General features: G+C 67.6%; 25 protein-coding genes. 5 read left to right on the plus strand and 20 right to left on the minus strand.

The genetic code is table 11. From position 1 onward, the window contains the following. Positions 1-7: 7 nt before the first annotated feature. A complete protein-coding gene (locus IB268_RS02780) occupies positions 8-805 on the plus strand; it encodes an IclR family transcriptional regulator (RefSeq protein ID WP_054454964.1) in 798 nt (265 codons plus the stop codon). Here the strand turns inward: IB268_RS02780 and IB268_RS02785 are convergent. The 4 genes from IB268_RS02785 to IB268_RS02800 form a co-directional block, all read right to left on the minus strand. After that, a complete protein-coding gene (locus IB268_RS02785) occupies positions 802-1,347 on the minus strand; it encodes a DUF934 domain-containing protein (protein WP_192353775.1) in 546 nt (181 codons plus the stop codon). The two genes, IB268_RS02780 and IB268_RS02785, sit on opposite strands and share 4 nt — an antisense overlap. Beyond that, the gene (locus IB268_RS02790; RefSeq protein ID WP_175159681.1) at positions 1,340-3,082 is read right to left on the minus strand and encodes a nitrite/sulfite reductase; all 1,743 of its coding nucleotides are present in this window, start codon (positions 3,080-3,082) and stop codon (positions 1,340-1,342) included. Before IB268_RS02790 ends, IB268_RS02785 begins: the two co-directional genes overlap by 8 nt. 343 nt (positions 3,083-3,425) lie before the next feature. Next, complete coding sequence (locus IB268_RS02795; protein WP_059377509.1) at positions 3,426-3,617, minus strand: DUF2970 domain-containing protein; 192 nt, start codon at positions 3,615-3,617, stop codon at positions 3,426-3,428. A gap of 76 nt (positions 3,618-3,693) precedes the next feature. Further along, entirely contained in the window at positions 3,694-4,629 is a 936-nt protein-coding gene (locus IB268_RS02800; protein WP_192353776.1) for a LysR family transcriptional regulator, read from the minus strand. 291 nt (positions 4,630-4,920) lie between these two features. Between IB268_RS02800 and IB268_RS02805 the strand changes: the two genes are divergently transcribed. Then, complete coding sequence (locus IB268_RS02805; RefSeq protein WP_054454954.1) at positions 4,921-6,258, plus strand: DUF3100 domain-containing protein; 1,338 nt, start codon at positions 4,921-4,923, stop codon at positions 6,256-6,258. 55 nt (positions 6,259-6,313) lie between these two features. Here IB268_RS02805 and IB268_RS02810 read toward each other — a convergent pair whose 3' ends face one another. From IB268_RS02810 to IB268_RS02860, 11 genes are all read right to left on the minus strand, one after another. Beyond that, positions 6,314-6,820, minus strand: coding sequence for a hypothetical protein (locus IB268_RS02810; protein WP_054454952.1), 507 nt, complete (start codon positions 6,818-6,820; stop codon positions 6,314-6,316). 200 nt (positions 6,821-7,020) lie between these two features. Next, the gene (locus IB268_RS02815; RefSeq protein WP_054454949.1) at positions 7,021-7,620 is read right to left on the minus strand and encodes a glutathione S-transferase; all 600 of its coding nucleotides are present in this window, start codon (positions 7,618-7,620) and stop codon (positions 7,021-7,023) included. Between the two features lie 25 nt (positions 7,621-7,645). Next, positions 7,646-9,352, minus strand: coding sequence for an FAD-binding protein (locus IB268_RS02820; RefSeq protein WP_119452185.1), 1,707 nt, complete (start codon positions 9,350-9,352; stop codon positions 7,646-7,648). Positions 9,353-9,357: 5 nt separating this feature from the next. Beyond that, complete coding sequence (locus IB268_RS02825) at positions 9,358-10,086, minus strand: SDR family NAD(P)-dependent oxidoreductase (RefSeq protein ID WP_192353777.1); 729 nt, start codon at positions 10,084-10,086, stop codon at positions 9,358-9,360. 9 nt (positions 10,087-10,095) lie between these two features. Continuing rightward, a complete protein-coding gene (locus IB268_RS02830) occupies positions 10,096-10,848 on the minus strand; it encodes an SDR family NAD(P)-dependent oxidoreductase (protein ID WP_192353778.1) in 753 nt (250 codons plus the stop codon). 19 nt (positions 10,849-10,867) lie between these two features. Next, positions 10,868-11,587 (minus strand): ABC transporter ATP-binding protein, encoded by a 720-nt coding sequence (locus IB268_RS02835; protein WP_119452187.1) that lies wholly within the window; start codon positions 11,585-11,587, stop codon positions 10,868-10,870. Then, positions 11,580-12,344: an ABC transporter ATP-binding protein gene (locus tag IB268_RS02840; RefSeq protein ID WP_054454939.1), complete on the minus strand. Its 765-nt coding sequence runs from the start codon at positions 12,342-12,344 to the stop codon at positions 11,580-11,582. Before IB268_RS02840 ends, IB268_RS02835 begins: the two co-directional genes overlap by 8 nt. Continuing rightward, positions 12,341-13,339: a branched-chain amino acid ABC transporter permease gene (locus IB268_RS02845; protein ID WP_054454937.1), complete on the minus strand. Its 999-nt coding sequence runs from the start codon at positions 13,337-13,339 to the stop codon at positions 12,341-12,343. The genes IB268_RS02840 and IB268_RS02845 overlap by 4 nt, the downstream gene beginning before the upstream one ends. Beyond that, a complete protein-coding gene (locus tag IB268_RS02850) occupies positions 13,336-14,238 on the minus strand; it encodes a branched-chain amino acid ABC transporter permease (protein ID WP_054454934.1) in 903 nt (300 codons plus the stop codon). Before IB268_RS02850 ends, IB268_RS02845 begins: the two co-directional genes overlap by 4 nt. Positions 14,239-14,305: 67 nt before the next feature. Continuing rightward, positions 14,306-15,520, minus strand: coding sequence for an ABC transporter substrate-binding protein (locus tag IB268_RS02855; protein WP_054454932.1), 1,215 nt, complete (start codon positions 15,518-15,520; stop codon positions 14,306-14,308). Between the two features lie 83 nt (positions 15,521-15,603). Continuing rightward, positions 15,604-16,398 (minus strand): SDR family NAD(P)-dependent oxidoreductase, encoded by a 795-nt coding sequence (locus IB268_RS02860; RefSeq protein WP_054454930.1) that lies wholly within the window; start codon positions 16,396-16,398, stop codon positions 15,604-15,606. 204 nt (positions 16,399-16,602) lie between these two features. On the opposite strand from IB268_RS02860, the gene IB268_RS02865 reads away from it, so the two are divergent. After that, positions 16,603-17,280 (plus strand): GntR family transcriptional regulator, encoded by a 678-nt coding sequence (locus tag IB268_RS02865; RefSeq protein WP_013391284.1) that lies wholly within the window; start codon positions 16,603-16,605, stop codon positions 17,278-17,280. A 20-nt stretch (positions 17,281-17,300) separates the two neighbouring features. Here the strand turns inward: IB268_RS02865 and IB268_RS02870 are convergent, their stop codons facing one another. Together IB268_RS02870 and IB268_RS02875 are read right to left on the minus strand one after the other, a co-directional pair. After that, complete coding sequence (locus IB268_RS02870) at positions 17,301-17,954, minus strand: carbonic anhydrase (RefSeq protein ID WP_054455866.1); 654 nt, start codon at positions 17,952-17,954, stop codon at positions 17,301-17,303. A gap of 197 nt (positions 17,955-18,151) precedes the next feature. Continuing rightward, on the minus strand, positions 18,152-18,490 hold the full coding sequence (locus IB268_RS02875; RefSeq protein WP_192354071.1) for an FxLYD domain-containing protein: 339 nt from the start codon (positions 18,488-18,490) through the stop codon (positions 18,152-18,154). A 365-nt stretch (positions 18,491-18,855) separates the two neighbouring features. On the opposite strand from IB268_RS02875, the gene IB268_RS02880 reads away from it, so the two are divergent. After that, on the plus strand, positions 18,856-19,191 hold the full coding sequence (locus IB268_RS02880; RefSeq protein WP_192353779.1) for a PsiF family protein: 336 nt from the start codon (positions 18,856-18,858) through the stop codon (positions 19,189-19,191). 80 nt (positions 19,192-19,271) lie between these two features. Here the strand turns inward: IB268_RS02880 and iaaH are convergent, their stop codons facing one another. Both iaaH and IB268_RS02890 read right to left on the minus strand, forming a co-directional pair. Beyond that, positions 19,272-20,747: an indoleacetamide hydrolase gene (gene iaaH, locus IB268_RS02885; protein ID WP_119452190.1), complete on the minus strand. Its 1,476-nt coding sequence runs from the start codon at positions 20,745-20,747 to the stop codon at positions 19,272-19,274. Between the two features lie 93 nt (positions 20,748-20,840). Then, a complete protein-coding gene (locus IB268_RS02890) occupies positions 20,841-21,611 on the minus strand; it encodes a class I SAM-dependent methyltransferase (protein WP_054459418.1) in 771 nt (256 codons plus the stop codon). 115 nt (positions 21,612-21,726) lie between these two features. On the opposite strand from IB268_RS02890, the gene IB268_RS02895 reads away from it, so the two are divergent. Then, positions 21,727-22,551, plus strand: coding sequence for a helix-turn-helix transcriptional regulator (locus IB268_RS02895; protein WP_192353780.1), 825 nt, complete (start codon positions 21,727-21,729; stop codon positions 22,549-22,551). Between the two features lie 4 nt (positions 22,552-22,555). Here the strand turns inward: IB268_RS02895 and mutY are convergent, their stop codons facing one another. After that, on the minus strand, positions 22,556-23,626 hold the full coding sequence (gene mutY, locus IB268_RS02900) for an A/G-specific adenine glycosylase (RefSeq protein ID WP_192353781.1): 1,071 nt from the start codon (positions 23,624-23,626) through the stop codon (positions 22,556-22,558). Between the last annotated feature and the right edge of the window lie 59 nt (positions 23,627-23,685).

The following is a 23,685-nucleotide window of genomic DNA, read 5'->3' on the forward strand; positions in this document are numbered from 1 at the left end:
CCAAAAAATGAACAAACCAGAATCCGAAGGCTCGGGGCCGCGCGTATTGCGCCGCGGGCTGCGCGTGCTGGGCGTGCTGCGGCAGGCGGGGGCGGCGGGCATGCACGTGGTCGACATCGCGCGCGCTGCGGGCATGCAGCGGACCACGGCCTATCGCTATCTCGACGTGCTGGTGCAGGAGGGCTACGCCTTGCGCGAGTCCGAGGCGCCGCGCTGGCGCGTGGCCGAGCTGGGCGTGATGATGGCGGGCGATCCGCATGCGCAGGCTGTGCGCGACCTACGGCCGGTGCTGCGCCAGATCAGCGACGTCAGCGGCGATTCCGCTTTTCTCATCTGCCGCGCGGGCAACGATTCGCTTTGCCTGCACCGTGAAGTGGGCAACTATCCCGTGCAGGTGCTGGCGGTCACGGTGGGTCACCGCCAGCCGCTGGGCGTGGGGGCGGCCGGGCTGGCGCTATTGGCCGCGCTGCCGCCGGACGAGTCGGAAGAGGTGATTGCGCAGAACGAGCAGGCGCTACGCGCCTACGGCGGCATGACGGTGGCGCAGATGCGGCGCCTGGTGGAGAACACGCGCGGGCGCGGCTGGTCGGTGGTGGGCAACGCGGCGGTGCCGGGCGTGTTGGGGGTGGGCGTGGCCTTGTGCGACGCGGGCGGATATCCGCGTCTGGCCGTCAGCGTGTCCAGCCTGATCGGCCGCATGCAGGCGGCGCGCCAGCGCAATATCGCCGACCTGATCCGCGCCCAGTTGGCGCAGGATGAGGTCAGGACGCAGCGCTGGGCGCTGCCGGGATTTCCCGCGGCTTAGGCGGCTGCCGGCGTCGGCACGCGGTAGGTCTTCTGGTAATGCACCGTGAAGGTCTTGAACGCGTCCAGGGCCTTGTGCGGATCGTGGCCGGGCTTGACCAGGAAGCTGTCGAAGCCGACGCGCGCCTGGTAGTGGATGGTATCGATCATCACGTCGCCGACCGCGCGCAGTTCGCCTTGCCATTGGTAGCGCGTGCGCAGCAGCTGCGCCAGCGAATAGCCTCGGCCATCGGTGTAGACCGGGAAGTCGACGGCGATGAAGGCGATGCCGGCGGGGTCCAGCGTGCCGTCGGCTTCTGCCAGGTCGCGCAGGTCGGCGTCGGGGTCAAGCAGTACCGCGACCGGATGCTGGTGGCGGCGCAAGGTGGCGCGCGAGGTCTTCCAGATGGAAAGCGGTACGATCCAGCCCGGCGCGTCGCCAGGCACCTGGCCTTCGGCGGGGACCTCGGGTTCAGGCGTGAAGACGCGCGAGGCGTCGGCTTCCAGGCGGCCGTTGCGGATCAGGTGCGGGCCGGGGGCGTCGTGCGGATAGATTTCAGACATGGGCGGCCTCGGCTTGCTGCGCGGGTTTGGCGAAGGCGGGATCGGAGTAGACGTCCTGCTTGAAGGGGTCGATGCCGACCCGGTCCACCACGTCGATGAAGCGTTCCTCTTCGCTGTCGCGCAGGCCCAGGTAAGTGCGGATCAGGCGGTCCACCACGCCAGCGACCTGCTCGCGTGCGAACGACGGGCCGATGATGCGGCCGATGGCGGCGCCGCCGCCGCGCGTGGATTCGATATCGGGCAACGGCTTGGCGGCGCCGTTCTGGCGTCCGCCGATGGTGACCTGATACCACTCTTCGCCGGCCTTATCGACCCCGAGGATGCCGATGTGGCCCACGTGATGGTGGCCGCAGGAGTTGATGCAGCCCGAGATGTTCAGGTCCAGCTCGCCGATCTCGAAGAGATAGTCGAGATTGTCGAACTGGCGCTGGATGGCTTCGGCCACGGGGATGGAGACGGCATTGGCCAGCGCGCAGAAATCCCCGCCCGGACAGGCGATGATGTTGGTCAGCAGGCCGATGTTGGGCGTGGCCAGGTTCAGCGCCTGCAACGTGGTCCAGAGATCGTGCAGGCGCGCGCGGCGCACGTCGGCCAGGATCAGGTTCTGCTCATGCGAGACGCGCAGTTCGCCGAAGCCGTAGTCGTCGGCCAGGTCGGCTACCGCGTCCATCTGGTCGGCGGTGATGTCGCCCGGGGGCACGCCGGTGGGCTTGAGCGACACGGTGACGGCGGCATAGCCGGCCACCTTGTGCGGGTGCACGTTGGTGCGCAGCCAGCGCGCAAAGCGCGGATCGGCGGCGGCCAGCGCGGCGGTGTTGTCCACGTCCTGCGCGGCAGCGGCATCGTATTGCGGCCAGACGAAACGGGCCTTGATGCTGTCGACGAATTCCTGGGTGATGGTGTCGGGGCCGCCCTTGATGAGCTGCCACTGTTCATCCACCTGCTGCGCATAGACTTCCGGCGTCAGGTCCTTGACCAGGATCTTGATGCGCGCCTTGTACTTGTTGTCGCGGCGGCCGTGCAGGTTGTAGACCCGCAGCGCGGCCTGCAGATAGGTCAGCAGGTCCTGCCATTCGACGAAGGGATTGATCAGCTTGCCGACGATGGGCGTGCGGCCCAGCCCGCCGCCCACCCAGACGCGAAAGCCCAGCTTGCCGTCGCGTTCGACGGCTTGCAGGCCGATGTCGTGCACGCCCACGGCCGCGCGGTCCTGCACGGCGCCGCTGACCGCGATCTTGAACTTGCGCGGCAGGAAGGCGAACTCCGGGTGCAGCGTGGACCACTGGCGGATGATCTCGCACCAAACCAGCGGATCCACCAGCTCGTCCGGCGCGACGCCGGCGAAGTGGTCGGTGGTGGTGTTGCGGATGCAGTTGCCGCTGGTCTGGATGGCATGCATCTGCACCGTGGCAAGTTCGGCCAGGATGGCCGGCACGTCTTCCAGCTTGGGCCAGTTGAACTGGATGTTCTGGCGGGTGCTGAAATGGCCGTAGCCGCGGTCCCATTTGCGGGCGATGTGTGCCAGCGTGCGCAATTGGCGCGACGCCAGGATGCCGTAGGGAATGGCGACGCGCAGCATGGGCGCGTGGCGCTGGATGTACAGGCCGTTCTGCAGGCGCAAAACGCGGAATTCATCTTCCGTTAGTTGGCCATCGAGGAAGCGGCGCGTCTGGTCGGAGAATTGCGCCACGCGTTGCTCGACTAGCTGCTGGTCGACGGGGTCATACACGTACATGTCTACTGCCCTTGAAGTCTTCTCGGTCTGGATCCCGGCGGTCGCCCGGCGCAATGCGGCAGGAGAAAGGGGTTCATAACCGTAACAGGCAGCTGTAGCGACCGTCTAAGTCATTCTGGTAATAAGATAATGGGGCCCCCACGCTGCACGCGCTTGCGCGCGCTTGCTGCCCCCCGAGGGGGCTGTCCCGCCTTGGGGCGGCCCGGCGGCGGGACGGCGGGTGTGTGCCCCCACGCTGCACGCGCTGGCGCGTGCTTGCTGCCCCCCGAGGGGGCTGTCCCGCCTTGGGACGGCCCGGCGGCGGGACGGCCATTTTTGCGGGACAGCCGACTCAACGGCCGATTTACAACGCCGCGTTCACCGCCCACTTCGCCACCACGACCAGAATGACCACCAGACAAGCCGCCATCAGCAGCCCGGTCAATATCAATGGCGCCGGCTTGTTGTTGGCGATGTCGGCATCGTAGCCGCGCCCGCGGCGCACGCCGAAGAATCCCCACAGCACGGATTTGACCGTGCGCAAGAAACTCAGCATGTTGTCTCTCCTGGCGTCGTGGCGGATAGCGCCAATGTAGGCTGCCGGACGTCGGGGAAACAGATGCAGATCCGCCTTACCTGACCGTATCAGACGCCGAACCGGCCGGGGCGCCGATGCCGCGCACGATGTGGTCCAGCAGTTCGCGCGCGGCGGGCGAGACGTGGCGGCCGGCGCGGCTCAGCACATGCAGGCTGCCCTGGTTGAGGATGGGGTTGGCCAGCGGCAGGCTGGCCAGGCGCTGGGCGCGCAGGTCGGCCGTGACCGCGATGGGCGGCGTCAGCGCATAGCCGATGCCGGCGGCGGCGAATTGCCACAGTGCCTTGAAGGACGAAGTGGTGAGCACGTTGCGCAGCCTGACCTGTTCGCTGATTTCGGCGGCCTGGATGTGCTGGCGCACGCCGAACCCCTCCTGCATGGACGCGCCGGGATACTCGGCCAGGTCGGTCAGCAGCAGGGGACGGCGCAGCAGCGTCAGCGGGTGCTCCTCGCGCACGATGGCGCGGATGGGTTCGGGCCGCGAATAATGGGTGCGCAGGCGCGCGTCGTTGGGCGGCTGGAACACCAGCCCTATGTAGGCGCGGTCATCGACGATGCGCTGCACGATCTCGGACGTGCGCGCGACGTCGATGTCCAGCGTGACCTCCGGGTGGCTGCGCCAGTAGCCCGGCAGCACGCGCTCGAACATCAGCTCCACGAAGCCCTCGCCCAGCACCAGGTCTATGTGTCCCCGTTCGGCCTTGCGCAAGCTGTCGATCTCGGAGAAGAAGCTCTCCTGGATGTCCTGCTGGCGCTTGATGTAGCGCGCCAGGATGTGGCCCGCGTCGGTCGGCACTACGCCCCGTCCGCGGCGCTCGAACAGGGCGATGCCGCAGTCGCGTTCCAGGGCGGCTATGGCGCGGCTGACGGCGGACGGGTCCATGTCCAGCACTTCGGCGGCGCCGCGCACCGAGCCGCGGCTCATGACCTGCATGAAATAGTGGGTGCGGCGGGCGTCGAGTTTTTCGTCCATGGCGGGGCTCCGTGGCGGGGAGTGCGGCGGCAGATCCACAGATACAATCTAGGGTTTACCCTTGCATGAATCGAGATCATGCAAAATTTTCCCTGGAAAAGCCTGTCCGTTGCATTTTACGCAACGTTTATGCGCCAGCCCTGTCATGGTTGCGCGCCGGGCCCCCGGCGAAAATCGGCCCTGCTGCGCGCGCCGTCGCCGCCGCCGCGCTGCGACGCCCATTGCGGGCGCCGGCCGGCCGGGATCGCGGCGGGCAGCCACGACGACTATTCACATACTCAGGGGAATCCGATGTCACACGCCAGCGCCAGCCTGGCCGCGCCTTCCATGCCGCTATCCGGGCGCATCCGCATGCTCGCCGCCATCTTGCTGGTGGTTGTCGTTTCGGAGGCGATCGGCAGCGCCACCTTCAACGTAGGCCCGGGCAAGATCATCCTGCAGCCGATGCTGTGGGCCATCTTCATCGGCGCCATCGTGGCCGCCTTGGGCCAGCGCCTGCCGGCGGGCCTGAACATCGACACCGCCATGCAGACCCGCATCAGCGGCTATCTGCAATACGCGCTGCTGCCCTTCCTGGCCAAGCTGGGCCTGATGGTGGGCGGCGCCTTGCCGCAGGTGCGCGAAGCCGGCTGGGCCCTGGTGTTCCAGGAATTCGGCCACTTCTTCGGCACCATGGCCGTCGGCCTGCCGCTGGCGCTGCTGCTGGGCATCAAGCGCGAGGCCATCGGCGCCACTTTCTCGGTGGGCCGAGAGCCCAGCCTGGCCATCATCGGCGAACGCTACGGCATGAACTCGCCCGAAGGCCGCGGCGTGATGGCCGAGTACATCACCGGCACCGTGATCGGCGCGCTGTTCGTGGCGTTGATGGCCGGCTTCATCACCAGCCTGAACATCTTCGATCCGCGCTCGCTCGCCATGGGCGCCGGGGTGGGCTCGGGCAGCATGATGGCCGCCGGCGTGGGCGCGATCGCGTCCCAGCAGACGCCCGAAGTCGCGCACCAGGTGGCCGCGCTGGCCGCCGCCGCCAATCTGCTGACCACGGTGGTGGGCGTGTACTTCACGCTGTTCATTTCGCTGCCGACCACCATCTTCCTGTACGGCAAGCTGGAACCGGTGCTGGGCCGCTTCTCGCGCGGCAAGGCCGAGACCGTCGCCGCTGATGACGAGGTCACGCAGGACGCGCCCGCGCACGGCGTCAAGATGGGCTTCGGCGATCGCCTGACCGCCTATGTCATCTGCGGCCTGTTCGCGCTGGTGGGCAACCGCCTGGGCTACAACGTGCCGTTTGCCGACGCCTTGCCGGGCATGGGCATCATCATCCTGCTGGTCGTCATCACCGACCTGGTGCTGCGCGTGGTGCCCAAGTTGCCCGCCGTGTTCGTGCTGTCGCTGATCGCCATGACCGCGGGCTGCCCCGGCGTGCTGCCGTACTCGGACCAGATCATCGCCATGGTAGGCAAGGTGAACTTCCTGCCGTTCACGACCGTGATCCTGGCCATGGCCGGCCTGTCGATCCTCAAGGACCTGCCGGCGTTCCGCAAGCTGGGCTGGAAGATCGTGGTGGTATCCCTGGCCGCCAACGCCGGCACCTTCCTGGGCGCGACCATGATCGCGGAATTCTTCCACTGATCGCCGTTCGCTCCCGAATCAAGAACCGCCTGATGCGTCAGGCGGTTTTTTTTGTTCAGGGCGCGAAACCCGGTCGGTAGCGCGCGTTGTCAGTGACATTCTCGGTCGCGCCGATGTTGGCGACCTTGGGAACGCCCAGGCCCGCCGCCTTCATGGCGACTGCGGTCTGCAGTTCCTGCACTTGCGGATTGCCCATCGCGACGCGGTAGGCCTGCAGCGGCATCAGGCCTTCGATGGTGCCCAGGTCGTTGGCGGAGCCGGCGCGCTGGGCCGCGGGGTCGGGCTGCGCGGCAAAATCCTCAACGGCGCGGCGCATGCGCGATGCCGCGTGCAGGTCGCGTAGCGCGTCCGCATTCGAGGCGTCAAAGACGGCCAGCGCCAATGGCAGACTGTCGCGGTCGCGTTCGACGCGCAGCGCGTGGGCGGCAGCCGTTGCCCGGGCCGCGTGGACGTGGGCCACGCGTTGGGTTTCGGGAAATGCGCGGGTGGCGTCCAGCGCGGCCGAGCGCGCGGGATAGGGCGCATCAGCCCGGTGGATGGCGGAGATCGCAGCGACGTTCATGCTGGGCCCCTTCTGGTGATGGCCGGCGGATCGGCCCGCCTGCCGACTTCACTGTAACAGCTGGGGGCGATCCGGGCGAAAAAAAGGCCCCTGCACGCGTCAGGGGCCTAGCGACGCGGCTCGGGGCCGCGCCGTACCAGGGCAGGTGATGGCCAGGGAGCCCGGCGGGTTCTCCCGGCCCTGCGCCTGCCCAAACCGGATCAGGGCTTGGTGGCCTGCATGGACGGACGCTGGCTGAAGGTCTCGTACCAGGCGGCGGTGGCCGGATGTTCGGCGCGCCAGTCCAGGTCGGGGAAGCGGAAGTCCAGATAGCCCAGCGCGCAGCCGATGGTGATGGTGCCGATGTCCAGGCGGCCTGCCAGCGCGGCGGCGTTCTTTTCCACCAGCGCGAGGCCGTCGCGGACCTTGCCCAGCTGGCCCTCGACCCAGCCGTCCCAGCGCAGCGCTTCCGGACGCAGCACGGTTTCGTAGCGGGCCAGCAGTGCCGCGCCCAGCATGCCGTCGGCCATGGACTGTTCCGTCAGCACCTGCCAGCGGGTCTTGCCCGACGGGAACAGAGAACCGCCGCCCAGGTCGTTCAGGTATTCGCAGACCACGCGGCTGTCGTACAGCGCCTGGCCGTCATCCGTGATGAAGGTGGGCACCTGGCCCAGCGGATTGGTGGGGATGATGGTCTGGTCGCGGGCCACGGGGCCGGCTGCGCTCGGAAGCTTCTCGATGCGGTCGGCCAGGCCGAGCTCATGGGCGATGACCATGCATTTGCGCACGAAGGGCGAGGCGGGCGAGTAGAAGATTTTCATGGGGATCCTTGTCGGTGGAGAGGCGTCAGTGTTGTGCATGGGCCAGATGTTGTCCAGCGATCCAGCCGAAGGTCAGGGCGGGACCAAGCGTGATGCCGGGGCCGGGATAGGCGCCGCCCATCACCGACTGCATGTCGTTGCCGGCCACGTAGAGGCCAGCAATGGGCGCGCCCGTGGCGTCCAGGGCCTGGGCATGCGGATTGGCGGCGATGCCGCAAGCGGTGCCGATGTCGCCGGGATAGACCTTGACGGCGTAGTAGGGGCCCGCCGCCAGCGGCGCGAGGCAGGGATTGGGAGCGTGTTCCGGATCGCCCAGGTAGCGGTTGTAGGCGGTCGATCCCTTGCCGAAGTCCGGGTCCTGGCCCTGGGCGGCGTGGGTGTTGTAGCGTTCCACCGTGGCCTGCAGCGCATCGGCGGGCACGCCCAGCCGGGCCGCCAGGGCGGCCAGCGTGCCGGCTTGCAGCAGGTAGCCGGCGTCGATCAGATGCTGGCGCGGCCGGCCCCCTGGCAGCGCCAGGCCCAGGCCCCAGGTGTCGATGAAGCGCTGGTCGCAGATCAGGAAAGCGGGAATGCTGGGCGTCGTGCCATGGCTGCGGTACATGGCCTGCACGAACTCATGGTACGAGGCGGATTCGTTCACGAAACGCCGGCCCGCGCCATTGACCGCGATGAGGCCCGGCTTGGCCCGGTCCCACACCAGGTGCGGGTAATGCAGGGGCTTGCCGTCCGCGGATTCCAGCAGCGAGACCGGCGCCCAGAACGCGGGGCTGGCGTGGCCCGAGCCGAGCGCGGCGCCGGCGGCTTCCGACAGGCGGATGCCGTCGCCGGCGTTGTCTCGCGGCGACATGGACCACAGACCCGTGGGCTGAGGATAGCTCTGCGCGCGGCGCGCCGGATCCCAGGGAAAGCCGCCCGTGGCCATCACCACGCCGCGGCGCGCGCGGATGTTCAACGACTTGCCATTGCGCCGGACCGCGGCGCCCAGCACGCGGCCCGCTGCATCGCGGTGCAGCGCCAGCGCCGGCGTGTCCAGCCAGTATTCGATCTTGCGCGCCAGCATGCCGTGGAACAGCTGCGCGGCCAGCGCATTGCCCAGCAGCAGCCGGGTGCCGCGGCGATAGCCGCGCGCGCGGTCGGCGGCATAGCGCAGCACCAGCTTCATGCTGTGGCGCCAGGCCGCGAACGAACGCGTGGCGCGCAGCAGATGACGCACGTCGGTGATGTTGACCATCATGCCGCCCAGCACCGTGAATTCCTTCAGGGGATCCCGCAGGAAACGGAAATCGCCGCCGAGCTTGCGGCCGTCGAACTCCAGCGGGTCGAGCGAACGGCCGCCCATCGCGGCGCCGGGCAGGTCGGGGTAGTAATCGGGCGAGGCCGTGCGCGCCGCCAGATCCAGGATGCCGCGCGACACCAGGTAATCCATCATGCGCGGGCCGGCTTCGAGATAGGCGCGCTTCATGTCGTCGGGGGCCGCCGCGCCCACGGTCTGTTCCAGATAGGTCCAGACCTTTTCAAAACTGTCCGGATGGCCGGCGGCTTCTGTCTGCGCGTTCAGCGGTATCCACAGCGCGCCGCCTGAGATCGCGGTGGAACCGCCGATGCGGCCGGTCTTTTCCACCAGCAGCACGTCCAGTCCTTCCTCGCGCGCCGTCAGCGCCGCGGCCATGCCGCCCGCGCCCGAGCCGACGACCAGCGCGTCGACTTCCTTGTCCCAAGTAATGCCTTCCATGCTGCCTATGCTCCCGAGCCGCCCAGCGATTTTCCGCCGTCCACGAAGATGACCTGGCCGGTGATGAAGTCCATGTGCGGCGCGGCCAGGAAGGACACGGCATAGGCGATGTCTTGCGGCTGGCCCGCGCGGCCGGTGGGCTGCAGGGCCAGTTGCGCCGCAAGGCGTTCGGGCGTGAGGTTGCGCAAGAGCGGGGTGTCGATGAGGCCGGGGGCGATGGCGTTGACCAGGATGCCGCGCGGGGCCAGTTCCATGGCCGAAGCGCGCGTGTAGCCGACCAAGGCCGCTTTCGAGGCCACGTAGTGCGGGTGGTTCTTTGCGCCCAGGTAGGCGCGCGAGGCGATGTTGACGATCTTGGCGCCCGGCGGCATGTCGCGCGCGGCCTCCTGCGTCAAGGTCGCGACCGCCAGCAGGTTGACGTCAAAGGCGCGGCGGTAGTCGGCGCTGTCCACCTCAAAGAACTTGCGCTCGTCGAAGAGTCCCGCGTTGTTGACCAGCGCGGCCAGCGGCGCAAGCGAACGCGCCAGCGCCCGCGTGGCGGCTTCGTCCGTCAGGTCCACCACGCGGTGTTCCACGTCCAGCCCTTGCGCCCGCAGCGCCTCGGCCTCTTTTTCGGCCAGTTCCGCGTTGCGGTCGGCCATCACGACGCGAAAGCCATCGCGCGCCAGCCGCTCCACGATGGCAAGACCCATGCCGCTAGCGCCGCCCGTAACCAATGCCGTGCCCAGATTCATGATGTTTCCTCACACGGCCAGGTAGCCGCCGTCCACGGGCAGCACCACGCCGTTCACGTAGCTGGCCATGTCCGAGGCCAGGAAAAGGACCGGACCCACGATCTCGTCGGCCCGCCCCGCGCGGGCCATGGGCGCGCGCTGCATGTACCAGTCCGTGCCCTGCGCCTGCGCGCGCTGGCCCGCCGTCATCTCGGTTTCCATCAGGCCGGGAGCCACGGCGTTCACGCGCACGCCATGCGGCGCCAGGTCGCGCGCCAGTACCTCGGTGAACGAGCGCACGCCGCCCTTGGACACCACATAGCCGGCGGTCGAGATGCTGCAGCCGTAGGCCACGATGGAGCACAGATTGACGATGGCGCCGCGCGTGGCTTTCAGCTGTTCGACGAAGGCGTGGGTGACGTTGAACGTGCCTTGCAGGTTCACGCTCATCAGACGGTCCCAGATCTCGGGCGTATGGGGATCGTCGAACGGGGCGCGCGCCGAAATTCCGGCGTTGTTGATCAGGATGTCCAGATTGCCGTGTTCGGTGGCGGACCGTTGCGCAAAGTCGCGCACGGCGGCGGCATCCGTCACGTCCAGCACCGCGTCGGCGGCCTTGCCGCCCGCGGCGCGGATGGCTTGCACCGTGGCTGCGGCCAGCGCCGCATCCACATCGGCGACGATGACGGCAGCGCCTTGCCTGGCGAAGCCCAGCGCGATTGCCGCGCCGAGGCCGCGGCCCGCGCCCGTCACGAGCACCCGCTTGTCTTGCATCGATATCATGGTCGGTCCTTTCGGCGCGTCAGGCGCCCAGATAGGCGCGCTGCACGCCTTCGTCGCTGGCGAGCGCGGCGGACTCGCCTTCCAGCGCGATCTCGCCGTTTTCGAGGATGTACGCGTAGCTGGACACCGACAGCGCCAGCTTCACGTTCTGCTCCACCAGCAGGATGGTGATGCCTTGCTCGCGGTTCAGCCGCAGCACGATGTCGAAGATCTGTTCGACCACCAGCGGCGACAGACCCATCGAGGGTTCGTCCAGCAAGATCATGCGCGGGCGCGCCATCATGGCGCGGCCCGTGGCCAGCATCTGCTGTTCGCCGCCGGACAGCGTCGCGGCTTTCTGTTCGTAGCGTTCGCGCAGGCGCGGGAAGGTGTCGCACACCATGTCCAGGTCCTGCCGCACCGCGGCCCGGTCGGTGCGCAGGTAGGCGCCCATCTCCAGGTTCTCGCGCACGCTCATTTCGCGGAAGATCTCGCGGCCTTCCGGTACCTGCACGATGCCGCGTCCGACGATGGCGTCCGCCGCCAGGCGGTGTATGGGTTCGCCCGCAAAGCGCACGCTACCCGCGGTGGGCGCAACCAGGCGCGAGATCACGTTCAGCGTGGTGGACTTGCCGGCGCCGTTGGCGCCCAGCAGCGCCACGATGGCGCCCTGCGGCACTTTCAGCGATACGTCCTGCAGCGCGCGGATATTGCCGTAGGCGGCCGATACCGCATCGACTTCAAGCAAATAATCAGCCACCGGCCGCTCCCTTGCCCAGATAGGCTTCAATGACCCGCGGGTTGCTGCGCACCTCGGCAGGCGTGCCTTCGGCGATCTTCTCGCCAAAGGACATGACGGTGATGCGATGCGAGATCGACATCACCAGCTGCATGACGTGCTCCACCAGCAGCACCGTGATGCCGTCGCGTTCGCACAGTTCGGTCAGCAGGCGGTCCAGCGTTTCGATTTCGCGGTTGCGCAGGCCGGCCGCCGGTTCGTCCAGCAACAGCAGCTTGGGCGATATGGCCAGGGCGCGCGCCAGCTCCAGCATCTTCTGGCGGCCGAAGTCCAGGCTGCACGCCGGCGTGTCCAGGAAGTCGGCCAGTCCGACGCGCTCCAGCAGGTGCTCGACGCGCTCGCGCGTCTGCGCGGCAGCGGGGCGCAGCAGCTTGCCTGCGCTGTCGGCGCCATGCGCATAGGTGCCCAGCAGGGCGTTTTCGCGCACGCTGAGCGCGCCGAACAGCTCCAGGTTCTGGAAGGTGCGGGCCACGCCCAGCGCCGCCATTTCATGCGGCTTCTTGCGGGTGATGTCCGCGCCGTCGAACCGGATGCTGCCGCTGCTGGGACGGTAATAGCGCGAGATGCAATTGAAGGTGGTGGACTTGCCCGCGCCGTTGGGGCCGATCAGCGCGTGGATGCGGCCGCGCTCGACCTGCATGGACAGGCCGTTGATGGCGGTGAGGCCGCCGAACTTGACGGTCAGGCCTTGCACGTCCAGATAGGGATGGCTGCTCATGCGGCGCTCCTTTGGGTCGGTTTGGCCGCGGCCGGGCGCGTGGCGGAAGGCAAGGGCGCAGCCGGCGCCGGTGCCCGTCCGCGCGCACCTCGGCCGGCGAACAAGCCCTTGGGCGCGAACATCATGAAGCCCATCAGAATGACGCCGTAGATGATTTCCTGGAACGACAGGGCCTGGCGCAGCAGCTCGGAGATCAGGCCGAAGGCCAACGCGCCCGCGATGGCGCCGCGCACCGACCCGATGCCGCCAACCACCACCATCGTCAGGATCAGGATGGTGGTCTGAAAGCCCAGGCTCTCCGGGTGGATGAACGAGGCGAAGGTCGTGTACATGCCGCCGGCGATGCCGGCATAGGCCGCGGACAACGTGAAGGCCGTGCGCTTGATGGCGTTGACGTTCACGCCCATGGCCTGGGCCGCCACGTCGCTCTCGCGCACGGCGCGAAAGGCCGAGCCCAGTTGCGAGCGCGACAGCGCAATGGTGGCCCACAGCAACAGCGCGGCGATCAGCACCACGAAGGGATAGGCCTTGGCGTCCGACACCAGTTCGTAGCCGAACAGCGTGGCCGGCGAGATCCGGAAGCCGTTCGAGCCGTTGGTGACCGATTGCCAGTTCAGGAACACCCACTGCATCGCTTCGCCGAAGGCGAAGGTGGACAGCGCCAGGTAGATGTCGCGCATGCGCAGCGCCAGCGCGCCGATCACATAGCCGAGCACGGCGGCCAGCAGCCCGCCCGCGATGATCGAAATGAAGAAGGGCGGATGCCACAGATTGTTGATGAGGCCCGCGGTATAGATGCCCACGCCGTAGAAGGCGGCGTGCGATAGCGCGAACTGCCCGGTTTCGCCGATGACCAGATGCAGGCCCAGCGCCAACACCACGAACACCATCAGCAGGTTCACCACGTAGATGACATAGCCGCTGGCCGCGAAGGGCAGGATCGCCAGCACGATGGCCATCAGCGCCAGCAGCGCATGGTCTATTTTCTTGCTCATACTTTCTTCACCTGCAGTTTGCCGCCCAAGAGCCCTTGCGGACGCAGCAGCAGCACGACCATGATGGCCACGAAAGGCGCAACCACGATGGCATTGGTCGAAATGAACAGCCCCACCAGGTTCTCGGCCACACCGATCACGAAGCCGCCGACCACCGCGCCAGGCAGGCTGGTGATGCCGCCCACGATGGCCGCGGCGTAGGCCAGGATGGCGATGTGGCCGATGTCGGGGGTGATCAGGATCTTGGGCGTGATGAGCAGCGCCGCGACCGCCGATATCAGGCCGGCCAGCGCCCACACCAGCATGCGGATGCGGGTCAGGTTCACGCCCACCAGCCGGGCGGCCTTGGGATTCATACCCACGGCGCGCATGGCGCGGCCGACCCGGGTATAGGTGAACATGCCGAAAAGCAGCAGCATCACCGTCACGGCGACCGCGAAGATCACCAGGTCCAGCTGGGTCAGCACCGCGTCGCCGATGATGATGGCGTCGGTTGATGCCAGCGGCGGCAACGAGCGCGGCGTGTCGCCCAGGCCGGTCTGGCGCACCAGGCCCTTGAGCGCATAGGCCAGGCCCAGCGTGGCGATCACCATCTGCACGCCCACGCCCTTGGAGGCGATGACGCGCTCCATCACGACGCGCTGGAACAGGCCGGACAGGATGGCCACGGCGGCGAGCGTGATGGGAATGACGACGAGATAAGGCCAGCCCATTACCAGGGTGAGGAACAGGGCGATGTAGCCGCCGACCATGAAGATCTCGCCCTGGGCGAAATTGGGCACGTCGGTGGTCTTGAAAATGATCACTACGGCGACCGCCAGCAGCGCGTACACGCTGCCCGTCACCAATCCCGACAGCACCCCCTGCTGCAGGAACAGCCAGATATCGGCAAAGCTCATGATGTTCTCCGGCAGCCCGCGCGCTGCTGCGCCAGCGCGCGGGCCAGGCCCAAGGCGGGCCGCTGATTTACTTCTGGTACTGCCAGACGCTCTTGAAGGCGCCGGGCACGAGCGACATGTTGGTGCCGTCGAACTTGATGTAGATGGCGGATTCCTGCGCCGCGCGGTCGTTCGGGCCGAACTCGATCGGACCGGCCATGACGCCGGAGTCGAACTTCATGGTTTCCAGCGCCTGCAGCACTTTTTCGCGGGTGGGCTGCGGGCCGGCGGCCTTGAGCGCGTTGACCACCGCCATCGCGGGCGGCAGGCCGTAAGGCATGTAGGTCTGCGGATGGCCAGGCTTGGCGGCCAGGTCGGGGTAGGCCTGCTTGTACATGTCGTACACCCAGGTCAGCTTGGCGCCGCCCGGCACGTCGGACAGCACTTCCTGGATGTAGACGTTCTTGAAGGCGTCCTTGTTGCCCACGTTTTCCACCAGTTGCTTCAGGTCGGCCGTGCCGTTCACCGCCAGGACGATAGGCTTGTTCCAGCCCAGTTCCTGTGCCTTCTTGATGATGAGCGCGGCGGGGCGGGCGTATGTCGTCAGCAGAAGCACGTCGGCGTTGGCGGCGCGGATCTTCAGCATGGGCGCGGTCACGTCGGTGATGTTCGGGTTCACCGACTGGACTTGCAGCGATGCGTCGCCCAGCTGCTTGACCTGGGCCTGCGCGGCCTCCAGGTTCCAGCCGCCGTAGGCGTCGTCATGGTTGATGTAGCCGATCTTCTTGGCCTTAAGGTGCTCGGCGGCGAACTGCACCATCGAGCCGCCCACGGCGTGCTGGGAGATGGAGAAGGCGCCGTAGATGTACTTGGACGGCGGATACAGCGCGCCGTCGCCCGAGGCGTTGAGCATGACCAGCGGCACCTTTTCGCGTTCCACGTATTCGCGCGAGGCCACCACCGCGGCCGAGCAGGAACCGCCGTTCAGCAGGAACACCTTGTCCTGTTCGTTCAGCTTCTTCACCGCGGCGACCAGGTCGTTGGCGTTGCAGCGGTCGTCCTCGATCACCAGTTCGATCTGGCGGCCGTGCACGCCGCCTTCCTTGTTGACCTTGGCGTACCACATCTTGGCGGCGTTCAGCACGTCAAAGCCGTAGGCCATGCCGCTGCCGGACAAGGGCGCGAACAGACCGATCTTGATGGTCTTGTCGGTGATGCCCGGTTCCTGCTGCGCTTGCGCGCCCGTGCTCAGCGCCCATGCGCATAGCGCGGCGGCGGCTGCGTAGCGACTGCTTTTCTTCATCTTTGTCTCCCGTTCTTTTTTGATGCGCGCCTTTGTTTGGGTGTGGCGCTTTGCTGCGTTGCCGGCCTGGCCGCCGGAATGCCTTACTGCATGCGGTAGCCGCCGTTGACGTCGATGACGCTGCCGGTGATGTAGCCGGCTTCTTCGGACGCCAGGAAGCGCACGGCGGCCGCGACATCGTCCACGGTGCCGATGCGGCCCAGCGGAATGGCCTGCGCCGCGGCGGCCAGCGCGCCGCTGCTTGTGACGGTGCTGCGCAGCATGTCGGTGTCGATTAGGCCGGGGGCAATGCCGTTGACCGTCACGCCCAGGTGCGCGGATTCGCGCGCCATGGCCTTGGTCAGGCCCAGCACCGCGGACTTGGCCGCGATGTAAGACGCGCTGGAGCGGTAGCCGCCCAGCTGCGCCGCAACCGAGGTGAACGTGACGATGCGGCCGTGCGCCAGCGGCGCGGCCTCGCGCCGGCGCAGGTAGGCGCGGCCGCACAGGAACACGCCGCGGGCGTTGACGGCGAAGCTGCGTTCCCAGATGTCCAGCGAGGTGTCCTTGATGAGCGGGCGTTCGCCGTTTTCCTGGAACAGCAGCAGGCCGGCGGCGCTGACGAGCACGGCGATGGGGCCGTGCTGCGCTTCGATCTGTTCGAACGCGTTTTCGACCGAGGACTCATCGCTGACGTCGAAGGCGAGCGACGCGTGCGGCGCGCCCAGCTCGTCGGCCACGCGGCGGGCGCGCCCGGCGTCCACGTCCGAGACGACGACGCGCAAGCCGGCGCTGGCCAGTTCCTGGCAGATGCGGGCGCCTATGCCGCCGCCGCCGCCCGTGACGAGCGCAAGACGGGGAGCCGGGCCCTTGCCGGCCGGCGTGGATACATTGGACATGCTGTCTCCTGGTAGCGTGCTGTCCGCCTAGGGTGGGACCTGGCCGCTGGTTTGAATTTTTTGCGATTATGTATACATGGATGATTCGCAGGTATAGGGGCTTACCCGGAGTGTTGCTTGATTTACATCGTGTTTTACGGAGATGTTCCGAAAACTAATAAGGCGCATGACGCCCTATGTATTCTTCATGTATACAATGCGGCTATGGACACGCTATCTCAACACGTTACCGACACGCTGCGGGACTGGGTGCTGCACGGCAAGTTCAGCCCTGGCGCCCGCCTGGAAGAAATCCCGCTGGCGGAAAAACTGGGGGTGTCGCGCACGCCGGTGCGCGCGGCGCTGGCGACGCTGGGCAATGAAGGTTTGCTGGAGCATCTGCCCAAGCGCGGCTACACGGTGCGCGCCTACGACATCGGCGAAATCGTGGCGGCCTACGAGGTGCGCGCGGCGCTGGAAGGGCTGGCCTGCCGGCAGGCGGCCTTGCGCGGGCTATCGAACGACGCCGTGGCGGTGCTGAAGAATTGCCTGGACGAAGGGGACCGGATCCTGGGCAAGGGGGTCTTGCTGGCCGAGGACCATCTGCCGTATCAGCAGGTGAACATCACCTTGCACAACGGCATCCTGGAAGCGGCGGGCAACCCCTGGGTGCGGCGCTTCGCGACGCAGGCGCAGGCTATCCCCTACGCCTCCGACCGGATCATCCTGTGGGAAGACCACGGGATCATCCTGCGATCGCATGACGACCATCACCGCATCGTCAATGCGATCATCGCCCGCGACGGCGCGCGGGCCGAGGACCTGATGCGCGAACACGTGTACTACGCGGGCATCATCCTGAAGAACAACTACGAGAGGCTGGCGCAGGCGTACCGGGTGTAAGGCCCGCCCGCGGTCCAACCTCAGGCTGCGGCCGCAGGCGCCTCGAGGCAGGGATTGAATTCGCCGGTGGCGGGGTCGCGCAGGTACAGCAGGCCGGTGGCCACGCCGAAGTAGGTGCCGTGCAGTTCCAGTTCGCCCTTTTCGACGCGGCGGCGGATGGAGGGGAAGGTCATCAGGTTGTTCAGGCTGTGCTCGACCACGGCCAGTTCCAGGCGCTTCAGGTTGGCCTGGCGGTCGCCGGTGCCGGGGCCCAGGCGTTCGGCCACGGGTTCGATCTGCGACATCCACTTGCCGATGAAATCGCCTTTGGTCAGGGGCTTGGCGTCGTCGAAGAACGAGCGGATGCCGCCGCAGGAAGCATGGCCCAGCACCACGATGTGCTTGACGTTCAGGCCGTTGACCGCGAATTCGATCGCGGCGCTGGTGCCGTGGTACGAGGATTCCGAGTCAGGGTCACAGGGCGGGACCAGGTTCGCGACGTTGCGCACGACAAACATTTCGCCGGGGCCGGCGTCGAAGATGACTTCAGGCGACACGCGGGAGTCGCAGCACCCGATGATCAGGATTTCCGGGTTTTGCCCCGATTCGGCCAGCTTCTGGTATCGGCTGCTTTCCGAAGGGAAACGGCCCCCCAGGAAAGATTGATAGCCTTCGGTAAGTCTTTTTGGAAACATGATCTTTTCTTCCTCGTAGCTGGAGCCAGGCGTGCTGGCGCGTCGGCGCACGCAACAAGGGGCTTCGTGTGGAAGCCCCTTTTATTGAGTCGACGAACGGAATTTTCCCATATTTGACCTTGCGCCACGCTGTCTAAACCCTGAAGTAATCAGGGTTTTTTCCGGCAGGCGGGCCATAACGGGCGCCTGGCGGGCGCCTAGCGGGCGTCGACGTCCAGCGCGGTGACGCGGGCGAATTGCAGCGGCGTGACGGCCCGGATCTGCTTGATCTGGCCGGGCGCCAGCGGGCCGATGACGTCGTCGCGAACGCGGCCGATCTCGCGGCCCTGCGAGTCGTACAGCACGAAGGTCAGCATGGCGCTGTTGATGTGCCGCGCCGACTGGTTGGACAGCAGGCCGGTGATGGCCGACACGTTCTGGTTGACGTCGCGCACGGCCTGGACATTGCCCAGCGTGACGCCGTAGACCAGGCTCTGCGCGCTGGCGGCGCCGGACAGGCCGGCAAGCAGCGCGAACGAAGCAAGGGCAAGTTTCATCATGGTCTCCTGTGCAGCCGCGCAGTCGGACGCCGTTCGGGTCCGCAGGGCGGTCAATGCCTCCTCTACCTTGGGGGGCATGCTTATCTCACACCTTTCCCGCCGTGTACACAACGGGGCAAAGGGATGAATGGGTAACAGGGTGCTTGGATTGGTCGCAAATTCGCCTGCGTGGATGGCCTGTCCACGAGGGAAGCGGCCGGTGGTTTCAGGGGCATGTAAGGCCTTGGCGATTCTTGACTTTCCGCACTCTTGCGCAGGGTTCGGGTTTGTTCGATCATGACCGGGCCGGCGATTGGGCCGGCGGATCGTGCGGCCCGCCTTTGCGACTGAGTCCAGGCGCGCGGGCGCCAAGGGAGGAACCCATGCTTTCCCGTACCAGCCAGTTGGCCTCGGCCTTTCTGTTGACCGCTTGTTTTGCTGGCGCAGCCCTTGCCCAGACCCCCGCAGCTCCCGCCACCGCCAAGACGCCTACGCCGCAACAGCAGCGCATGGCCGACTGCAACAAGTCCGCTGAAGGCAAGAAGGGCGACGACCGCAAGGCCTACATGAGCAGTTGCCTGAAGGGCGAAACCGCCGCGCCCGCCAAGGAGCTCACGCCGCAGCAGCAGAAGATGAAGGACTGCAACGCCAAGGCCAGCTCGCAGCAACTGACCGGCGACAAGCGCAAGACCTTCATGAGCACCTGCCTGAAAGGCTGATGCCGACGCAACGCGTCATCTCGCGAAGAAAAATCGCCAGCCCGTGAACCGGCTGGCGATTTTTTTGCATGAGGCGCCTTTCAGCCGCCGGAACGTCCCGGCCCCTGCAAGCGCCCCAGCACGCTTTCCAGCGCCAACCCGACCGCCAGCACCTTGCGGTCCTCGCCCGGCAGCCCGTCGACTTCCAATCCCACCGGCAGTCCGTCCGCTGCCAAGCCCGCAGGCACGCTCAGCCCCGGCAGGCCGGCGTTGCTGCCCGGATCGACGTTGCGCGCCAGGCGGCCGAAGCTCTCGAAGCTGCTGGCCTCGGGCGTGGCGGCCATCGGCGGGATCGGCACGGTGGGAAACAGCAGGCCGTCCAGCGCATGCTCCTGGAACGCGCGGCGGTACACGCCGATGAGCTCGTCGCGGTGCGTCGCCATGGCGCGTTCATAAAGCGGCTGCAGCGGCAGCGCCTCGCCCGTGGGCAGGGGCAGCACGCCAGGCACGATGAGGCCGTCGAAAATTCCTTTGACGTCCGGGCTGGAAATTTGCGCCACCACCTGTTCGAAGCTGAGGCCCGTGCCGTAGCGGCTGAGATAGTCGGTCAGGTCGCCCTTCTGTTCGTACAGGCAGACTGGCATGCCGACCGCGGCGTTGCTGGCTTCCAGGCCCGGCATTTCCAGTTCGACCAGTTGCACGCCGGCCGCGCGCAGCTTGGCCAGCGCGGCATCCGTGACGGCCTGCACCTTCGGATCCAGGTCCTTCCAGAAGTAGTCGCACAGGCCCAGGCGCATGCCGGCAGGCGGCAGGGCGGACAAGGGCTGGCGGTCGCCCGTCAGCACCGCGTCCAGCAGCACGATGTCGTCCATGCTGTTGGCGATGGGCCCCGGCGTATCGCGGGTGTGCGAGATCGGCGTGATGCCGGCGCCGTCGTAGCGGCCCACCGACGGGCGAAAGCCCACCGCGCCGTTCACCGCGGCAGGCAGGCGCACCGAGGCGCCCGTGTCCGTACCCAGCGCGGCCGGCGTCAGGCGCGCGCCCACCGCCGCGCCGCTGCCCGAGGACGAGCCGCCAGCGATCAGGCGCGCGTCATAGGCATTGCGCGTGCCTTCGCCGTGCGCGCCGGGAAAGGCGGTGTTGTACCCCGACACGCCGAAGGCCAGTTCGTGCATGTTGGTCTTGCCCACGATGACGGCGCCCGCCTCGCGCAGGCGGCGCACCACCGGCGCGTCCTCGGCCGGACGGAAATTCTTCAAAGCGGGCGTGCCGGCCGTGTTGGGCAGGCCGGCAACGTGGATGTTGTCCTTGATGGCGATGGGCACGCCCGCCAGCGGCAGCGCGGCCTGGTCCGCCTGGCCGCGGGCGGCATCCCGGGCGCGGGCCTGGGCCAGCGCGCCTGCGCGGTCCACGGTGATGAAGGCGTTGAGATCGGCGCGCGCCTCGATGCGGTCCAGGCAGGCCTGGGTCAGCGCAACGCTGGTGAGGCGGCCCTGCCGGATCAGGGCCGCGGCCTCGGTGACGGTCAGGTCCGCAGGGGACGCGGCGGGCAATGACTGTTTGGACGTATCGGACATGACGCTTCCTTACCTGTGCGGGATTCTGTCGAATCCGTACCTATACAGGGGGAAGCGGGCGCTGTCGAGCAGGTCCCGCCGCCGCAGCAGGAATCAGCCCGGCTTTCTCACCACGATGGTCGCCGTGTCGCTGGTGAAGGATGCGTCGTCCTGCACCTCGAAGTGCGCGCGCACCACGTCCGGCGCGATGCCGAACATGTGGCGCAGCGCCGCCACCAGCGTCTCCGGGGTGCGCATGCGCACAACCCAGGACTGGAACTCCAGCGGCAGGCGGCGCGGTGTCAGACCCTGCAGGGTGAAGCCGGCCTCGGTCAGCATGCGGGTCCACTCGGCGACCGAGTAGTCGCGCACGTGCGAGGTGTCGCGCAGCACCTCGATGGTTTGCAGCCAGGTGTCCAGGAGCGGCTCGCCCGGCGACACCACGTCGGCGAACACGGCGATGCCGCCCGGCTTCAGCACGCGGAAGGCTTCCCGCAGGCCGCGCCCGGCGTCCTGCCAGTGGTGGGTGGAGTAGCGCGACATCACCAGGTCGAACTCGCCGTCGCCGAAGGGCAGGTACTCCGCCTTGCCCTGGCGGGTGGCCAGATTGGCCAGCCCGCGCTTGGCGGCCTCGCCGGCGACCACGTCCAGCATCTGCTGCGACAGGTCATAGGCGGTGACGTGTTTGACCTGCGGCGCCACGTGAAAGCTCACGTGGCCGCCGCCACAGCCCAGGTCCAGCAGCCGGGCTTCGGGATGCTGCGCGGCGATGTCGGCCATCTGCAGCAGGTCTTCGCCCTGCGCGTGTACGGCGCTGGTCAGATAGGCGGTCGCGCGCGGGCTGAATTGGCGGTCGACGGCGGCGTCATGGGTACTGGCGGTCATGGGAATCCTTGGGTGGCTGGGGCCGGTACAGGGGCGGAAAGCATTTGGAAGCGGCGGCCCAGGCGCTAAGATAGGCGGCCGCCCATACACGTACAAGTCCATTGCTCATCCTGGTATGACTACTTCCCCCCAAGCCGGCGCCGCCGGTCACGAAGGCTCCCCCCTGCGCCGCCAGGCGCTGGGCGAATTCGTGCGCAGCGCCCGCTCCCGCATCACGCCCCAGATGGCCGGCCTGCCCGAAGGCATGCGCCGCCGCACCCCCGGACTGCGGCGCGAGGAAGTCGCCCAGCTTTGCGGCATCAGCGTCACCTGGTACACCTGGATCGAACAGGGGCGGGAAGTGTCGGTATCGCCCTCGGTCTGGTCGCGCATCGCGGGCGTGCTGCAACTGGCCCGCGCCGAACGCGCCTATCTGTTCGACCTGGCCGACTGCGCCGACCCTCAGCATGCCCGCGACGACGCCGGCGCGCCGGGTCCCTTGCAGGAATGCGTGAACGCGATCAACGCCCCGGCCTACGTGCTGGACCGCGCCTGGAATGTGCTGGCCTACAACGAGCCCCTGCGCGACCTGTTCGACAACTGGCCGGCGCGCGATGCCGAGCCCAACCTGCTGCGCTATATCTTCCTGGACCCCGCCGCCCGCGAGCTGGTGGTGGATTGGGACCAGCGCGCTCGCCGCGTGGTGGCGGAATTCCGCGCCGACGCCGGCGCGCATCTGGACGAGCCGGCCGTGCTGGCGCTCTTGGACAACCTGAACCGGCAAAGCCCGGTGTTCGCCCACTGGTGGACGCGCCACGCGGTGGTCGAGCGCGAAGGCGGCCTGCGTGAGTTCCTGCATCCGGGCCGCGGCAAGCTGGCTTACCAGCAGATCACGTTCCGGCTGGCGACGCATCCGGACCTGAAGCTGGTGATCTTGTTGGGCGGGGGCGCGCAGCCCTGAAAGATCAGCCCTTGAACAGGCTGTCCTGCATCCCGGCTTCGACCAGTCCTTGCAGCAGTTTTTTCACCGGCGCCGGCAGCGCCATCGACGGCAGTTCATCCGCCGGCACCCAGCGCTCCGGCCTTGCGGACTCGCGCAGCCCGGCTGCGCGCACCGGCACCAGCCAGGGCCGGATGTGCAGGCGGTAGTGCGTGAAGGTGTGGGCGAAGGCCGCCAGCTCGAAGCGCTGTTCAGGCTCCAGGCCCAGCGCGCGGGAAGCGCTGTCGGGGTCTTGCGACACGTCGAATTCGGGCAGGCTCCACAGTCCGCCCCAGATGCCGGGTTCGGGCCGCTGCTGCAGCAGGAAGGCGCCTTGGTGCCGCAGGACCAGCATACAGGTCTCGCGTTCGGGGATCGCCTTGCGCGCCTTGGGCGTGGGCAGTTCGGCCTGGCGGCCCTCGCGCTTGGCCACGCAGCTGTCCGCCACGGGACAGGCCTCGCAGGCGGGCTTGCCGCGCGTGCATAGCGTGGCGCCCAGGTCCATCAGCCCCTGCGTGTAGGCGGCCATGTCCAGGCCGGGCGCGGCCTCGACCTGCGCATCGGCCAGCGCCCACAGCCTCTGTTCGACTTCACGCTTGGCGGGATCGCCGGCGATGCCGAAGTGCCGCGTGAATACGCGTTTGACGTTGCCGTCCAGGATGGGCGAGCGCTCGCCGTAAGCGAACGCGGCGATGGCGGCGGCGGTGGAACGGCCGATGCCGGGCAGCGTGGCGATGGCTTCGGCCGTGGGCGGGAAACGTCCGCCCCAGTCGCGCGCGATTTCTTGCGCGCAGCGGTGCAGGTTGCGGGCGCGGGCGTAGTAGCCCAGTCCGGCCCAGTAGGGCATCACGTCTTCCTGCGCGGCCGCCGCCAGCGCGGCGACGTCCGGAAAGCGCTGCAGGAAGCGTTCGTAATAGGGAATGACCGTCGCCACCTGCGTCTGCTGCAGCATGATCTCGGAGAGCCAGATGCGGTAAGGATCCCGGGTGTTTTGCCAGGGGAGATCGTGGCGGCCGTGGCGGCGCTGCCAGTCGACGATACGAGGGGCGAAGTCCATGGCGGCAATTATCGCATCGCCCTATTGCCCGGGTTGGGGCTAGCGGTTACAAACAATGG

It is taken from the genome of Achromobacter sp. ACM01, from assembly GCF_014851745.1.
In the GTDB taxonomy this organism is placed as follows: domain Bacteria; phylum Pseudomonadota; class Gammaproteobacteria; order Burkholderiales; family Burkholderiaceae_B; genus Achromobacter; species Achromobacter aegrifaciens.